The sequence below is a fragment of the Methanofollis liminatans DSM 4140 genome (assembly GCF_000275865.1).
GTDB lineage: Archaea > Halobacteriota > Methanomicrobia > Methanomicrobiales > Methanofollaceae > Methanofollis > Methanofollis liminatans.
Map to the genome: position 1 here is coordinate 331,431 of NZ_CM001555.1, position 12,488 is coordinate 343,918.

General features: G+C 63.2%; 19 protein-coding genes. 6 read left to right on the top strand and 13 right to left on the bottom strand.

Going from position 1 to position 12,488, the window contains the following annotated elements; all coding sequences use genetic code 11:
* The first annotated feature begins 67 nt into the window (after positions 1–67).
* Entirely contained in the window at positions 68–532 is a 465-nt protein-coding gene (gene rimI, locus METLI_RS01565; protein ID WP_004037429.1) for a ribosomal protein S18-alanine N-acetyltransferase, read from the top strand.
* Here the strand turns inward: rimI and hmgA are convergent.
* Complete coding sequence (gene hmgA / locus METLI_RS01570; RefSeq protein WP_004037430.1) at positions 529–1,737, bottom strand: hydroxymethylglutaryl-CoA reductase (NADPH); 1,209 nt, start codon at positions 1,735–1,737, stop codon at positions 529–531. The two genes, rimI and hmgA, sit on opposite strands and share 4 nt — an antisense overlap.
* Before the next feature lie 30 nt (positions 1,738–1,767).
* Here hmgA and METLI_RS01575 point away from each other — a divergent pair, with 30 nt between their 5' ends.
* Entirely contained in the window at positions 1,768–2,691 is a 924-nt protein-coding gene (locus METLI_RS01575) for a class I SAM-dependent methyltransferase (RefSeq protein ID WP_004037431.1), read from the top strand.
* A gap of 9 nt (positions 2,692–2,700) precedes the next feature.
* Positions 2,701–3,606: an alpha/beta hydrolase gene (locus tag METLI_RS12325; RefSeq protein ID WP_004037433.1), complete on the top strand. Its 906-nt coding sequence runs from the start codon at positions 2,701–2,703 to the stop codon at positions 3,604–3,606.
* Here the strand turns inward: METLI_RS12325 and METLI_RS01585 are convergent.
* The 8 genes from METLI_RS01585 to METLI_RS01615 form a co-directional block, all read right to left on the bottom strand.
* Positions 3,582–5,759 carry a BMP family ABC transporter substrate-binding protein gene (locus METLI_RS01585; protein WP_004037434.1) on the bottom strand — a complete coding sequence of 726 codons (2,178 nt, stop codon included), beginning with the start codon at positions 5,757–5,759 and terminating at the stop codon, positions 3,582–3,584. The two genes, METLI_RS12325 and METLI_RS01585, sit on opposite strands and share 25 nt — an antisense overlap.
* Before the next feature lie 199 nt (positions 5,760–5,958).
* Positions 5,959–6,402, bottom strand: a complete 444-nt coding sequence (locus tag METLI_RS01590; protein ID WP_004037435.1) for a hypothetical protein — start codon at positions 6,400–6,402, stop codon at positions 5,959–5,961.
* Between the two features lie 307 nt (positions 6,403–6,709).
* The gene (locus tag METLI_RS01595; protein ID WP_004037436.1) at positions 6,710–7,483 is read right to left on the bottom strand and encodes a hypothetical protein; all 774 of its coding nucleotides are present in this window, start codon (positions 7,481–7,483) and stop codon (positions 6,710–6,712) included.
* 122 nt (positions 7,484–7,605) lie between these two features.
* On the bottom strand, positions 7,606–8,805 hold the full coding sequence (locus METLI_RS01600; RefSeq protein WP_004037438.1) for a deoxyguanosinetriphosphate triphosphohydrolase family protein: 1,200 nt from the start codon (positions 8,803–8,805) through the stop codon (positions 7,606–7,608).
* A 158-nt stretch (positions 8,806–8,963) separates the two neighbouring features.
* A complete protein-coding gene (locus METLI_RS01605; protein WP_004037443.1) occupies positions 8,964–9,308 on the bottom strand; it encodes a HepT-like ribonuclease domain-containing protein in 345 nt (114 codons plus the stop codon).
* Positions 9,301–9,594 carry a nucleotidyltransferase family protein gene (locus METLI_RS01610; protein ID WP_004037445.1) on the bottom strand — a complete coding sequence of 98 codons (294 nt, stop codon included), beginning with the start codon at positions 9,592–9,594 and terminating at the stop codon, positions 9,301–9,303. The genes METLI_RS01605 and METLI_RS01610 overlap by 8 nt, the downstream gene beginning before the upstream one ends.
* A gap of 60 nt (positions 9,595–9,654) precedes the next feature.
* Positions 9,655–9,792, bottom strand: a complete 138-nt coding sequence (locus METLI_RS13005; protein ID WP_245529383.1) for a type II toxin-antitoxin system HicB family antitoxin — start codon at positions 9,790–9,792, stop codon at positions 9,655–9,657.
* A gap of 60 nt (positions 9,793–9,852) precedes the next feature.
* Positions 9,853–10,392, bottom strand: a complete 540-nt coding sequence (locus METLI_RS01615; RefSeq protein WP_048103577.1) for a cache domain-containing protein — start codon at positions 10,390–10,392, stop codon at positions 9,853–9,855.
* A gap of 115 nt (positions 10,393–10,507) precedes the next feature.
* Between METLI_RS01615 and METLI_RS01620 the strand changes: the two genes are divergently transcribed.
* The gene (locus tag METLI_RS01620; protein WP_004037451.1) at positions 10,508–10,735 is read left to right on the top strand and encodes a hypothetical protein; all 228 of its coding nucleotides are present in this window, start codon (positions 10,508–10,510) and stop codon (positions 10,733–10,735) included.
* A 66-nt stretch (positions 10,736–10,801) separates the two neighbouring features.
* Here the strand turns inward: METLI_RS01620 and METLI_RS13010 are convergent, their stop codons facing one another.
* Together METLI_RS13010 and METLI_RS01625 are read right to left on the bottom strand one after the other, a co-directional pair.
* A complete protein-coding gene (locus METLI_RS13010; RefSeq protein ID WP_245529384.1) occupies positions 10,802–10,939 on the bottom strand; it encodes a type II toxin-antitoxin system PemK/MazF family toxin in 138 nt (45 codons plus the stop codon).
* Entirely contained in the window at positions 10,936–11,127 is a 192-nt protein-coding gene (locus METLI_RS01625; protein ID WP_004037453.1) for a hypothetical protein, read from the bottom strand. The genes METLI_RS13010 and METLI_RS01625 overlap by 4 nt, the downstream gene beginning before the upstream one ends.
* 65 nt (positions 11,128–11,192) lie before the next feature.
* Between METLI_RS01625 and METLI_RS13015 the strand changes: the two genes are divergently transcribed.
* On the top strand, positions 11,193–11,528 hold the full coding sequence (locus tag METLI_RS13015; protein WP_157203183.1) for a hypothetical protein: 336 nt from the start codon (positions 11,193–11,195) through the stop codon (positions 11,526–11,528).
* A gap of 27 nt (positions 11,529–11,555) precedes the next feature.
* On the opposite strand, the gene METLI_RS12645 is transcribed toward METLI_RS13015, so the two are convergent.
* Entirely contained in the window at positions 11,556–11,780 is a 225-nt protein-coding gene (locus METLI_RS12645) for a type II toxin-antitoxin system HicA family toxin (RefSeq protein WP_004037454.1), read from the bottom strand.
* Positions 11,773–11,886, bottom strand: a complete 114-nt coding sequence (locus METLI_RS13495; protein ID WP_245529385.1) for a type II toxin-antitoxin system HicB family antitoxin — start codon at positions 11,884–11,886, stop codon at positions 11,773–11,775. Before METLI_RS13495 ends, METLI_RS12645 begins: the two co-directional genes overlap by 8 nt.
* A gap of 225 nt (positions 11,887–12,111) precedes the next feature.
* On the opposite strand from METLI_RS13495, the gene METLI_RS01640 reads away from it, so the two are divergent.
* Positions 12,112–12,453: a transcriptional regulator gene (locus METLI_RS01640; RefSeq protein WP_004037459.1), complete on the top strand. Its 342-nt coding sequence runs from the start codon at positions 12,112–12,114 to the stop codon at positions 12,451–12,453.
* The last annotated feature ends 35 nt before the right edge of the window (positions 12,454–12,488 follow it).

Consider the following 12,488-nt stretch of genomic DNA (forward strand, 5'->3'; position numbering starts at 1 on the left):
CCTGATAAGCTGGTAGTAGTTTTGTCGGCGTCAATATATTATCTCCCGCGGGAATAGATGAGAAGAGATGGAAGGGCCAGGATTTTTTCTTCGAAGGGCGAAAGCAGAGGACATCCCGGCGATTGTCGCCATCGAGAAGGAGTCCTTCGTCGACCCCTGGAACGAGGAGACGTTTCAGCAGTCACTGGAGTACTGGGCCGACTCGTTCTTTGTTGCGGTTGTCGGCGGTCATGTCGCCGGTTTCATCGTCGGCGGGCTTGAAGATACGGGCGAGGCGATCTACGGGCATATCTGCAACTTCGCGGTCGCCGAACGCTTCCGGGGGTGCGGCATCGGGCGGGTGCTCGTCCGCCGGGCCGAGCAGCAGTTCGCCCTCCGCCTCGCCGAAGGGGTGCAGCTGGAGGTGCGGGTCTCCAACACCCCCGCGCAGGCGTTCTACCAGAAGCTGGGGTATGAACCGGTCTTCACCGTCGGGGGCTACTACTCGAATGGCGAGGACGCCCTGGTGATGATGAAGTGGTTCAGGTTTTAGCCGCGGCCGAGTTCTTTGTGGGCCCGGGCGAGGTGGTTTGCGGCGAGGGCGCCCAGGAGGGAGAGTTCGCCGGCGAGCACCCCTGCAGCGATGATCTCGGCGAAGGCCTTTGCGTTCGCTCCTTCGGGCTCGCCGCCGCCGGCGACGCCGAGGAGGGAGAGGCAGGCCGCCTGGGTGTCGATCCCGGTCCCGCCGCCGACGGTGCCGACCTGGACGGCCGGGAGGGTGACGGCGACATATGCGCCGTCGTCGGTCGCCTCGGCCGTGGTGATGCAGCTGCTCCCCTCGACGACGTGGGCGGCGTCCTGGCCGCAGGCGAGGTAGAGGGCGGCAATGATGTTTGCGGCGTGGGCATTGAAGCCGAGGGCGCCGGCCCGCACCGATCCGATGAGGTTTTTGCGGTAGTTGACCTCGGCGAGGGTCTTCGCGTCGGTCTTTAAGACCGTCTCGATCAGGTCGTTGCTCAGGTGCACGCCGGCGACGACGCTCTTGCCCCGCCCCTCGATCATGTTGATGGCAGAGGGCTTTTTGTCGGTGCACATGTTGCCGGAGAGGGCGATGAGCCGCGCTCCCGTGGCCGCCTCCACACGGTCGGCGATCTCGGCGGTGGCGATCGTCACCATGTTCATGCCCATGGCGTCCTTGGTGTCATAGGCGCAGCGGAGGAAGACGTTGGTCCCGACGATATAGGGCGTGATCGAGAGGAGTTTTCCGCGTGCCGTGGTCTGTTCGGCCGCCGCGGCGAGGTCGGCGGTGTGGGCGGCGGCCCAGTCGGCGATCTCCCTGGCGTGGACGATGTCCCGTGCGGCAAAGACCGGGGCGCGGGTCATGCCGTCCTTGATGATCCTGACGTCGGCCCCGCCGGCCTTCGTGATCGCCGAGCAGCCGCGGTTCGCCGAGGCGACGAGCGCCCCCTCGGTCGTGGCGAGCGGGAGCCAGTAGGTCCCGTTCGCGTACTCGCCCATCACCTTCAATGGACCGGCGACGCCGACCGGCACCTGGACGGCGCCGATCATGTTCTCGATGTTCCGCTTCACCACGCGGTCGATCCCGATCGAGAAGGTGCCGAGGGCCGCGAGGTCGGCGCCGGTTTCATCCTCGATATAGGCACGCCTGACCCTGACCGCCTCCTTTGGGGGCAGTTCCTTCTCCAGGGCGTAGAGTTTGAGGGTTCCATTTTTTAGTTTTGCGAGAGGATCATCCATGAGAATAGTGTTGGGAGATCCGGGATAAAGATGCATGCCGAAGGCGACGAACTCTGGGGCCTCAGGGTGGATAAGAGGCGGGCCGAGGAGATGCGGCAGGACCTGATCGGCCGCGGCCTGCTGGAGCGGGGCTATCGGCCGAGATCCGAGGGGGAGAGCCTGCTCCTGCCGCTGACCGGGGAAGTGCCGGGCGCCGAGCGGGCGGTCTTCACGCCCTTCCCGCCCAGGGAAGACCTGGCGCGCCACGAGCTCGTGGGCGGGATCGCGATCCTGCAGGAGGAGGACCGGGCCGCCGCAGAGCGGATCCTCGCCTCCCGCCCGTCCCTCCACACGGTCGTCGTCCCGACCGGCCCGGTCTCCGGGGAATTTCGGACGCGTGCGCTCAAGGTCCTCGCGGGAGAGCCGACCACCCGGACGGTCGTCACCGAGCACGGCCGCCGCTTCGCCGTCGACCTCGCCCACGCCTATTTCTCGGCCCGCCTCTCGACCGAGCGGCAGCGGGTGCACGGCCTGATGGCCGAGGGCGAGGAGGTCTGCGATATGTTCGCCGGGGTCGGACCGTTTGCGATCGCCCTTTCGGACCGCGCTTCCTTCGTCGTCGCCGCCGACTTAAACCCGGCGGCGGTCTCCCTCCTCTGCGAGAACGTCAGGATGAACCGGTGCAGGAACGTCCTGCCGGTCCTCGCCGACGCCGCCCACCTGCCCGGGGTCTTCCCCCGCACCTTCGACCGGGTGATCATGAACCTCCCGATGGAGTCGGCGCAGTTCCTGCCGGCGGCCTTCGCCCTCTGCCGTCCCGGCGGGACGATCCACTATTATGCCCTCCAGGAGGAGGAGGGGGCGTACCTCGACCGCATCCGCGCCTTCCCGGTTGCGTCGGTCGCCGAGCGGCGGGTGCGGAGCTATTCGCCGGGCGAGTGGCACGCGGTGTACGATATCGTGGTCGGGGAGTGAGGTGTTCCCGTGCACCTCACCCGCTCCTTCACGCGGCGTATCCTGATCGCAGTGGCGGCTCTCCTTCTGCTGGTCTATATCGCGCTCCCGGTGTTGTTCGGCGTCTTTGTCGTCATCCCGGCCGGCGCCGGGGTCGGCGCCCCGCCTTCCGGTTTTGAGGAGGTGACGCTCGTGGCCGAGGACGGCGTGCCGCTTGCCGCCTGGTACGCCCCGCCGTCAGGCACTGCGGCGATCATCCTGATCCACGGGGCCGGGGGTTCGCGTGAAGATCTGCGCCCTTACGCCGCCATGCTCAAAAAGCACGGTTACGGTGTCCTCGCCATCGACATGCGGGGGCACGGGATGAGCGGGGGCGCCACCAACCAGTTTGGCTGGGAGAGCGGCCGCGACGTGGGCGCCGCCGTCGCCTTTCTGGAGGGGCGCGAGGAGGTCGCCGCCATCGGCGGTATGGGGCTCTCCCTCGGCGGCGAGGTGCTCATGGGTGCGGCGTCTGAATATCCTGAAGTCCGGGCGATCGTCGCTGACGGCGCCACGCACCGCTCCCCTGACGATCTTCTGGCGCTGGAGTCCGAGCGTCCTCTCTACCGGAGTTTCACGGCGCTGCTGATGTACGCCGCCGTGGGGGTGCTGAGCGGCGACCAGACGCCCGAACCGATACGGGACTCGATCGGTGATGCGGGGTCCACCGAATTTCTGCTGATCGTGGGGGGCGAAAAACCGATGGAGGAAGCATTCGGCCGCATGTACGCCCTGAGCGGGGACGGGCGGGCTTCCCTCTGGATCGCTCCCGGTGCCGGTCATACCGAAGCGTTCGCTCTTCTGCCTGACGAATACGAGGGGCGGGTCGTCGCCTTTTTCGACGAATATCTGCCGGTCGGCGCCCCGCTCCTCTACAGCGCCGCCGTCTTCAGGTAATCTTTTTCGGCAGCGATCGCCCGCTCCTGCCACCCGGCGGCAAGCCCTGCATACTCCTCGAAGCGCGGGGAGACAAAAAGCCCGGTGCCGCCGTTCTGGAGCGTCCAGACCTCCCTTCCCGGCGTGAACCGCCCGTGCATCTCGTTCTCCACGGCATGATAAACGATGGCGTCGATCTGCTTCACCACCGATGCGGCGACGAGGGTGGGGGCGAGGTACGACTGGTCGGTGTCCTCGCCGATCAGGTAGACGCCCCGGCTCTCCCGGGCGGCGTCCACGATCCCGGTGTTCGAGGATCCCGCGATCATCAGGATCACATCGACGCTTTCTGCCCGGAGTTCCTGCGTCAGCGCACCCGCACGCCCGGGCATGCCGAACCCCTCGAAACTCTCGCCGACGTAGCGGACCGTGACGTTCACCGCGGGGTCATAGGCCCCTGCCCCGGCCCGAAACCCCTCGACGAACGGGTCGATGACGGCGACGGGCGCCCCGGCGATCGCGCCGATCCTGCCGGTCGCCGTCATATTCGCCGCCATCACGCCCGCAAGGTAGGAGGCCCCGTACGGGACCATCAGGACGTCGCAGGCATTCGGGAGGCCGAAGTCCGCCTGCTCGAGGGTGAAGAACCTGATGTCGGGGTTCGCCTCAGCCCAGGTACGGGAGGCGGGGGTGAACTCGAACCCCTCGGTGATCACCAGGTCGGGTTTCTCGGTGAAGTTCTGTGCAGAGAAGACGGCGTCGAGGAGGGCGAGATCGTCGTACGAACACTCCCGCTTGTCGAAGGAGAACGATTCCTGCGCACGGAACAGGCCCCGGTACGCCGTGTCGGCGAACGAGCGGTCGCCCTTTGCGAGGGGGTAGACCATCCAGACCACCGGCCTCTCTCCGGCGGTGCCGGGGGACGGGTCATAGGAGAGGGCGGGCAGGCGCACGGAGAGATCCGAGGACGCGACCGGTTCACCCTCGCAGAACTCCCCGCCCTCGACCGTCCAGTGGGTGTAGTAGCCGGCGAGGGGGCCTGATGAGGGCTCTTCGGCGAACCTGAGGGGGCCTGAGGCGCCGGTGATCGCCGGGTGCCCGCCGGCCAGGATCATCGCCGCCGCCTCGGTCGCCTCCTGCGGGTCCCAGCCTTTCGTGATGCCGTCGCCGGAGACGACCCACCGCAGGGAGGCGGCGAGCGACTCGTCAGGCGCTGTCTCCTGCCTTGCTGCGGTATAGACGGCGAGGAGGAGGGCGTCGTAGGTCTGTGCGGCATACGGCGGCGGGGCCTTGCCGAAGGTCTCCTCGTAGGCGATCGCATATCCGGTCGAGGGGTCGGGGGAGAGCGAGGTGCCCTGGATGCCCTCCGCCCGCTCGCCCAGGCTCTCCAGCAGGTAGGGCGAGCGCCCGGCATCGGTCAGGAAGAGGCCGGCGGGCGATCCCGCCGCGGCGAGCGCCTCCGCAAGCCTGACCGCCTCTTCGGGGTACACGGCGGCGACGACCATCCCGGGTTCCTCGTCGCCGATTTGTGCAGCGATCTTCGCGAAGTCGTCGGATGCGTCGACCGATGCCGCCCCGGCGATCCCGACCCCCATCGCCGCGGCCGCATCAGGGGCGAGGCGTGCAAAGGTCTCGCCGTAGGGGGTGTCTGCGGTGACGAGGGAGACGTTCCGGACGCCGGTCTCCCGGAGGATACGGAAGATCGCCTCTGTCTGCCGCCCGTCGGTGGGGCAGGTCCGCCAGACGAGATCGCTCTCTGTGACGGACTCGGCCGTGACGCTCGGGGTGATGAGGAGTTTGCCCCGCTTCGTGACGAGAGGGGCGATCTGCGTCAGTTCCGCGCCTGTCGCCGGGCCGACGACGATCTCGATATCGTCGCGCCCGGCCAGTTCCTCCGCGTATGCGGATATATTGCCGGCGCTCGTGTCGCGGTACACGACCTCGATCATGCGGCCGCCGACACCGCCCTGCCTGTTCATCGCCTCCGCCGCCCAGGCGAGCCCTTCGGGGGAGTGCATGGCGAGGGGGCCGCTCGCGGGGAGAAGGACGCCGATACTGATGGGATCGGTCTCCGATCCGGCGGTGCACCCTGCGGCGCAAGCCCCTATCGTGACGATGCAGATGAGCGCGATGAGCCAGACGTGGCCTCCTGTGAACCGTGGTCGTAGAGTCATGATAATCGTCGTCCGGGTGCCCGGATTGGTTGCCTTTAATTCTACTCGGCGGCGCTTCAATATGCTTTTTTGTGACGGTGGATCGATCCCTTTCCGGGGAGAGGGGCAGATCGGAATCGGCCGGGGACTCTTCTGGAACGGCCGCCACGGGATATGGAGTGACCCGAACAGCCGCAAAAAAGAAAAATCGGGGAGTTTCTCAGCTCCGCTTCAGCGAATCGATTGCGATGCTGAAGGGCTCGGCCCCATTGGCGTAGATGAACTCGATCTCTTCGGGGGCGATGATGGAGCCGGAAGAGTAGCCTCCTCCCTCCTCGACCAGGGTCAGCGCCCTGCCGTCACGGCCGATCACGCCGGCGCAGGGGGTGGCCTCCCGGGTGGCATAGCCGCTGCTGTTCGTGAAGGTGATCTCGCCTGAGAAGATCCGGCCGTTCTGTTCGGCGACCCGGAGGGTCATGGTCGAACCGGCATAGTCGGTGTAGCCCTTTCCATGTTCGTAGCCTGTCATCTGGCCGGTCCAGTTCCCGAGAAGGTCTGGGGTTTCGGCAGGAGCGGCGGTGCTCTCCCCGGGTGAGGTCGTGCACCCGCAGATCAGGACGGCGAGGAGGAGGACGGTCGCACACAGGGCGGCTTTTTGTTTCATGGTGTTTGCATGACGCCGGGAAGGGGATAAATGAGATCTTTTGGTCTTGCCGGGCTGTGCAGCCCCCTTACGGCTCTTTTCGCAGAAAAATGCGAGATGTGATGCGGTGCACGTTCGCTTTCTCTCCTGTCGGATCGATCTGTCGTGGGGAGTTTTAGGGGTGAAATAGGTTTTGCTGGGGTGGATGGAACCCCGAGCGGGGAGAGTGTAGCGAATCTTCCGGTATAGGTATCATTCCGGGTCTTCTCTCCGGCGGTACAGAGTACCTGATCATTCTCTTGAACCCGACCCGCTCGGATTCTCCGGTTCAGGCCGTCTGCGTTTCGTTCTCCGGGATCTCCGGGCCCGGCCCCATGGCGGGCAGGGTGGGGGCGGGGAGGATGGACGCCGCCCAGGTGGACGGGTTCTCCCTGGCGATGACGCTCAGGATGTAGTCGCCGGACTCGGGGACGGTGATGAACTTGAACGTCTCCGTGGAGATTTCGCCGAAGCCGGGCTGGACATAGGAGTTGTTTGCGTCCATGAGCGGGCTTGCGTTCACGTAACTCAGGAGGTACAGCGGCGAGGAGAGGCCGGTCTGCTGCCGCTCGAAGATGTACTGCCCCTTCTCCAGGTACAGCGTCGGCGCCACCCCGGTGCCGTTGCCGGTGAGGTTCTGCGGCACCTTCTGGCTTTCGCCGGGCACGTAGCGCGAGGCCTCCGCGGTCCATGCGCCGGTCCCTGAGATGTTCAGCCAGTATTCATCTTTCTGCGGGATCTCGAAGATGAGCGTTCCGTCATACGGGCCGGCGATGGGGATCTCGTTGCTCGCCATGTATTCGTTCGATACGCTCGCGAAGGTGACCGTCATCTTCTGCGCCCCGTCGGCGTGGAACGAGAGGAGGAGGACGCCGGCGTCCAGGGAGAGCGAGGCGTTGGGGCTGGACGAGGAGAGCTCTGCCGGGAGAGACCCCGCGGGTGCGGCCGTTTCCACAGGGGTCGGCGTCGCGATCGTTGTTTCGGGTGCGGTGCTCTGCTGCGTGCAGCCGCAGACGAGCATGAAGGCTGCAAGAAGAAGTGCGATCCAGAATATCTGTTTCATGTGCAGATTTCTTGCTGTTTGCCTGCAATATAGTTTTCTTTTTCATCATTGCTCGAATTGAAGGCATTGAATCGCCGGGTGGATATGGAATGCGCCTGCCGGCCGGGAGCGTGACCTCTCCCCTATTCTCTCCTGTAGGTGCCTTTCACCCGTTCGGGCAGGGTGATCGCCTGAAATGTCTCGAAAAAGTAGCGGTCGGTCATCCCGGCGATGAAGTCCCTCACCTTATCGCCCTCGCCCGCCGTGTCCAGATAGTCCCCGGAGACCCACGTGGAATCGAGGTAGTCGGTGTAGATGAGCGAACCGGTCTTCCCCTCTTCCAGGTCCGCGGAGAAATGGTCGAAGAGGGTGGAGAACATCCGTTCGATCTTCTCCTGCTGGGAGGTGAGTCTCGGGTTGTTGTAGATGCGGTCGATGCTGAATTGCTGCATCTTTTTCACGCCTTCCGCGGCCGCCTCCGAGAAGGCGATCTCCCCCTTTCCGAAACTCTCGTTGACGAGGTCCTTGATGAGGGTGTCGATGACTGTCCAGTTGATCGCCCGCTCGTCGTCGGTCCCGAGGGTCTTCCGGCAGATCGCGGCGAGGTCTTCGTCGTCCCGGTCGATCAGCCCGACCTCGATGGCGTCCTGGAGGTCGCGGCCGAGGTAGCCGATCACGTCCGCGGCCCTGACGACGCACCCCTCCATCGTGGAGGGGAGGACGGGCTCTTCGGCGCCGCTCCCGATCCTCTCGCATTTGGCGGCGAAGGCCGGCGCCGTGATCGGTTCGGCCGGGGCGAGGCGCCTGACGAAGCGTTCGCCGTCATGGCAGAGGATGCCGTCGAGGGTCTGGAGGGTGAGGTCCAGGTCTTCGATGACGTCGAGGAACCGGACGCTCTGGAGGTTGTGCCTGAAGGCCCCGATCCCCTCCCGCCGGCAGATGGCGTCGAGGCACGCCTCCCCCTTGTGCCCGAAGGGGGTGTGCCCGATGTCGTGGCCGAGAGCGATCGCCTCGATCAGGTCTTCGTTGAGGCCGAGGGCCCGGCCGATGGTCCGGCCGATCTTGGAGACGAGCTGGACGTGGAGGACGCGGTGGGTGATGTGGTCGTTGTCGATGAGGAAGAAGACCTGCGTCTTGTCGATGTAGCGGGTGTAGGCCCTGGAGTGGAGGATGCGGTCGTTGTCGCGGTAGAAGGGGGGACGGATGACCGGCTCTTCGGGCCTTTTCGGGCTGGCTTTCTTCCGGACCGCCTCGGCGTTCCTGGTGGCGTGGGGGGAGTGGGTCTGCTCGACGGCGGCCTGCCGGTCGCGGATCTCGGCGAGGATTTCGGGGTAGAGGTCCATCTGAATGGGTGGATCTCGGTTATGGCGGTATTTGAATGTGTGGGGCTGGCGGGCTGTGCTGGTGCGGCTGACCGTGATGGGGTGTCGGCAGCCCGGACGGCTGAGAGGCAGGAGAACGAATCGTCCTCCTCGAAGGGGTGGATGACGTCCCTCTGCCCTCAGGACATTTTTTTGAGGATCTCCTCGATCCTGTCCTTCAAATGAGGGAGATCGGAGCGGGCCGTCTCCCAGATGATCCTCATGTCGACGCCGAAATAATGGTGGATGAGTTTGTCCCGCATCCCTGCGACGGCACGCCACCCCACCTCGGGATGCGCCTCCCTGAATTCGGCCGGGAGCTTTTTCACCGCTTCCCCGATGATTTCGAGGTTCCTGATCACGGCATCCTGCGTCTTTGTATCGTGCAGGAATTCCTCAAAACCGATTGACTGGGTATAACGCTCTATGCGGTCGATGGCTTCGAGAATATCGTTGCAATAGAGAAGAGGGTCCGGCTCAGACATAGGCCGTCTCGCCCGCGATCCGCTCCCTCATCCTCGGTTTGATGGCGTCGGGCGTCACCAGGTCGACCGGGGCGCCGAGCCGATCCGAGAGGTAGTCTTCCAGCTCCATGAAGGTGAAAAAGCCGACCGGCCGGGAGAACTCGACCAGGATATCGATGTCGCTTGCGGGCGTCTGCTCGCCGCGGGAGACCGAGCCGAAGACGCCGATCCTGGCGACGTGGAAGCGGACTTCGAGGTCGTCTTTAAGGGTGGCGAGGAGGGCGAGGACGCTCTCACGGGAGTGCATGGGGGGATCATCTGTTGGGGGGAGGATAAAGGTTGTGGATGGCGGGAGAGGACGGGAATCTCAGGCATATGCTTCGACCGGCAGCGTATATTCGAGGATGTCCTCCTCGGTCGGGATCTTTTCGCCCCTGTCGGTCAGGTCTTCCAGGTACACCTCGATCGCCTCCTTTGCCATTGCGATCTTAAAAATAGATGTCACGGTTGTTATTCCGCCCCGGATCCAGACACTGTCCGGGGCGGATGCCGGTGGGAAAAATAGTTACTGCATTGGAGACTGGTCTGCCGGGCCGGTGTATATTCCGGAACCAAGCCACCAGTCATCATCGATACTCACACCATACACCAGTTTTGATTCGAGCGTCCGGTTGTGCGTGGGATTGACATACTTTATCCGGTAAAAACCGCTTCCATTCCTGACGGCATCGATGGTGCCCCGGAGATAGATCCCTGTGTCTCCCTCATCCAGACGGTTTACTCCGACCTTCTCAGGATTGACCGGGTGGGCGAGGGTTGTGCCGTTGAAGTCGTAGGCGTAGATATAGAGTTCGCCCCTGATAAAAGAACCATTCGGGTTGTTAAATTCTGCAAGGGATTTTTCTTTGCCGTTTGTTTTCACATAGGCGGCCGCACTCTCAACGAAGGCGACGAGCGTTTCATTGGAGGTGTAGGTCTCCTGCTGAATCTCAGTACTTCCCGACGTTGAAGTGGCGACGTCGGGCTGATTCTGTGTGCACCCGGCTGTTACAAGAAACAGGCCGAGAACCAGCAGAATCAGGAATGAAACTGACGGTTTTTGCATGATATTAATGCGATTTTCCAGCCGATAAAGATTCTGTATCAACAGATGCCTTTAATGGGGTTTTTATCGAGATTTCTGCTCTATATGTGGACATTGTGCGCAATATCGGCTATTTTTGGGTCATCAAAGGGTTCTCAACGGTCTCGCATCGAATGCCGTCCTGGCGGTCAGGTTCGTCGAACTCTTCCTGGACCGCGAGATCGTGCTCGCCTTCGACCGGATGCGGGGGAAGCGGCATATCGGGGCCTGCGATATGGCGGGGACAGTCTCGGAGGAGGAAGCGAACAATGCGGTTTCGCGCGCGGAGGCATTCCTTGATGCCATAGAGGGGCTTCTCCGCTGAGAGTGTTCTGGCTCACGTGCCATGAAGGTTTAATGCGCCGACCGGCCGGCACCTCTTCGCCGGGGATCAGATCCTGAAAAGAGTTGCAAGTTTTGCGTTGACCTCTGCCCTGAGGTCATCGTCGAGTTCGCCGAGTTCGCCTACCATCAGGTCTTTCAGGACGGTTGCGATCTTGTCCAGCCTGATCACGGAATCGACCTTCATCGGTACACGACCTTCAGGTCCCTGACGGCGTAGAGGTCTGGCTCCTCCTCAAGAAACGCGGAGAGCGACCGCTCGGAGAGTTTCATCATGGCTGCCGTCTCCCTCTCGTGGAGGAGTTCGTCGATCTTTTCGGTGAGCATCCTGATGCTCTCCTTGATCTCCCTGACGTCCGCTTCGATGCCGGTCATGGTGGGGCCTCCCGTTATGCAGATGATCGGTGGGACGGGCTATCAAACTTTGCGTTCGGGATCGGATGGTCTGTATGAGGTGTGGCGGACGGTTTCGGGCATCGGCTGTTTCGCCCGTGATCCTCTCCCGCATCGCCGGTTTGATGGCGTCGGGCGTCGCCGGGTCGTTCGGAGAGGTATTCTTCCAGCTCCATGAAGGTGAAATGTGCCGACCGGCCGGGAGAACGCAGGCCGGGATGTCGATGTCGCGTGCGGGCGTCTGCTCGCCGCGGGAGACCGGGCCGAAGACGCCGATCCTGGCGACGGGGAAGCGGACCGCAAGGTCGTCTTTGAGGGTGGCGAGGAGGGCGAGGACGCTCTCACGGGAGTGCATGGGGGATCATCTGTTGGGGGGAGGATAATGGTTGTGGATGGCGGGAGAGAACGGATCATTTCAGATCTTCGAGTTCTTCCCTTTCAATTCCGGCCTGTCTGAGGATTTCAAGAAGAGTCCCTGCAGGCAGATCTGGTGCATGAACCGGGACAGTCACGCGTCTTCCCGTTTCCGGATGACGATAGAGGTGGTGACTGCCCCGTGTTCGTGCAAGGACGAATCCTTTTGTTTCAAGGATTTTGATGACTTTTTGCGGAGAGAGGACGGGAACCTCAGGCATATGCTTCGACCGTCAGGGTATATTCGAGGTTATCCTCCTCGGTCGGGATCTTTTCGCCCCTGTCGGTCAGGTCTTCCAGGTACACCTCGATCGCCTCCTTTGCCATTGCGATCGCCTCCTCGATCGTGCCGCCGAAGGTGACGCAGCCCGGGAAGGGTTGGTTCTATAACTGTATGCCTGCCTTTCGCCTCTTTCCGGAGGAGGATACGGTGCTGCAGAGGTTTCATCGCGTCCCTTTTAAGAGTACAACTACCCGCTGACGCATAAGAAACACCGCCCGAATCCTTTATCTCCCCCTGCTCCAACATCTACTCAAAGTTTAAAGTCGCTTATGTCGGATGATCTGATAGCAATCGTGGAAGAATCCGAGGACGTGAACAGCACCCTCATCTCCCGGGTGCGCCTGGAGATACTCTGGGCGCTCTCCGAGCTCGGCGAGGACGGGGCCACCGCACGGCAGCTCAAAGCCGGGCTGAACCTGAGCGACGGCGTGCTCTACGCAAACCTCAAGAAACTTGTCGAGATGGGATACCTCCGCTCCGAGAAGGTGACGCTTGAAGGGAAGGAACTGGAGCTCTGCGCCATCACCCCGGAAGGGCTCGGCGAGTGGCGGCGTGTCCGGGGCTGGCTCTGCAAACTCCTCGGCTGCGAAGGTGATATCTGTGAACGATAGAAGCAAAGTCATTGCCTGTTTCCGAGAAGCTGGGT

Excerpts from the sequence above, each read along its gene's own strand:
- rimI (WP_004037429.1), top strand. The coding sequence starts at position 68 with ATGGAAGGGCCAGGATTTTTTCTTCGAAGGGCGAAAGCAGAGGACATC.
- hmgA (WP_004037430.1), bottom strand. The coding sequence starts at position 1,737 with ATGGATGATCCTCTCGCAAAACTAAAAAATGGAACCCTCAAACTCTAC.
- METLI_RS01575 (WP_004037431.1), top strand. The coding sequence starts at position 1,768 with ATGCATGCCGAAGGCGACGAACTCTGGGGCCTCAGGGTGGATAAGAGG.
- METLI_RS01585 (WP_004037434.1), bottom strand. The coding sequence starts at position 5,759 with ATGACTCTACGACCACGGTTCACAGGAGGCCACGTCTGGCTCATCGCG.
- METLI_RS01590 (WP_004037435.1), bottom strand. The coding sequence starts at position 6,402 with ATGAAACAAAAAGCCGCCCTGTGTGCGACCGTCCTCCTCCTCGCCGTC.
- METLI_RS01595 (WP_004037436.1), bottom strand. The coding sequence starts at position 7,483 with ATGAAACAGATATTCTGGATCGCACTTCTTCTTGCAGCCTTCATGCTC.
- METLI_RS01600 (WP_004037438.1), bottom strand. The coding sequence starts at position 8,805 with ATGGACCTCTACCCCGAAATCCTCGCCGAGATCCGCGACCGGCAGGCC.
- METLI_RS01605 (WP_004037443.1), bottom strand. The coding sequence starts at position 9,308 with ATGTCTGAGCCGGACCCTCTTCTCTATTGCAACGATATTCTCGAAGCC.
- METLI_RS01610 (WP_004037445.1), bottom strand. The coding sequence starts at position 9,594 with ATGCACTCCCGTGAGAGCGTCCTCGCCCTCCTCGCCACCCTTAAAGAC.
- METLI_RS01615 (WP_048103577.1), bottom strand. The coding sequence starts at position 10,392 with ATGCAAAAACCGTCAGTTTCATTCCTGATTCTGCTGGTTCTCGGCCTG.
- METLI_RS13010 (WP_245529384.1), bottom strand. The coding sequence starts at position 10,939 with ATGAAGGTCGATTCCGTGATCAGGCTGGACAAGATCGCAACCGTCCTG.
- METLI_RS01625 (WP_004037453.1), bottom strand. The coding sequence starts at position 11,127 with ATGACCGGCATCGAAGCGGACGTCAGGGAGATCAAGGAGAGCATCAGG.
- METLI_RS13015 (WP_157203183.1), top strand. The coding sequence starts at position 11,193 with ATGGTCTGTATGAGGTGTGGCGGACGGTTTCGGGCATCGGCTGTTTCG.
- METLI_RS12645 (WP_004037454.1), bottom strand. The coding sequence starts at position 11,780 with ATGCCTGAGGTTCCCGTCCTCTCTCCGCAAAAAGTCATCAAAATCCTT.
- METLI_RS13495 (WP_245529385.1), bottom strand. The coding sequence starts at position 11,886 with ATGGCAAAGGAGGCGATCGAGGTGTACCTGGAAGACCTGACCGACAGG.
- METLI_RS01640 (WP_004037459.1), top strand. The coding sequence starts at position 12,112 with ATGTCGGATGATCTGATAGCAATCGTGGAAGAATCCGAGGACGTGAAC.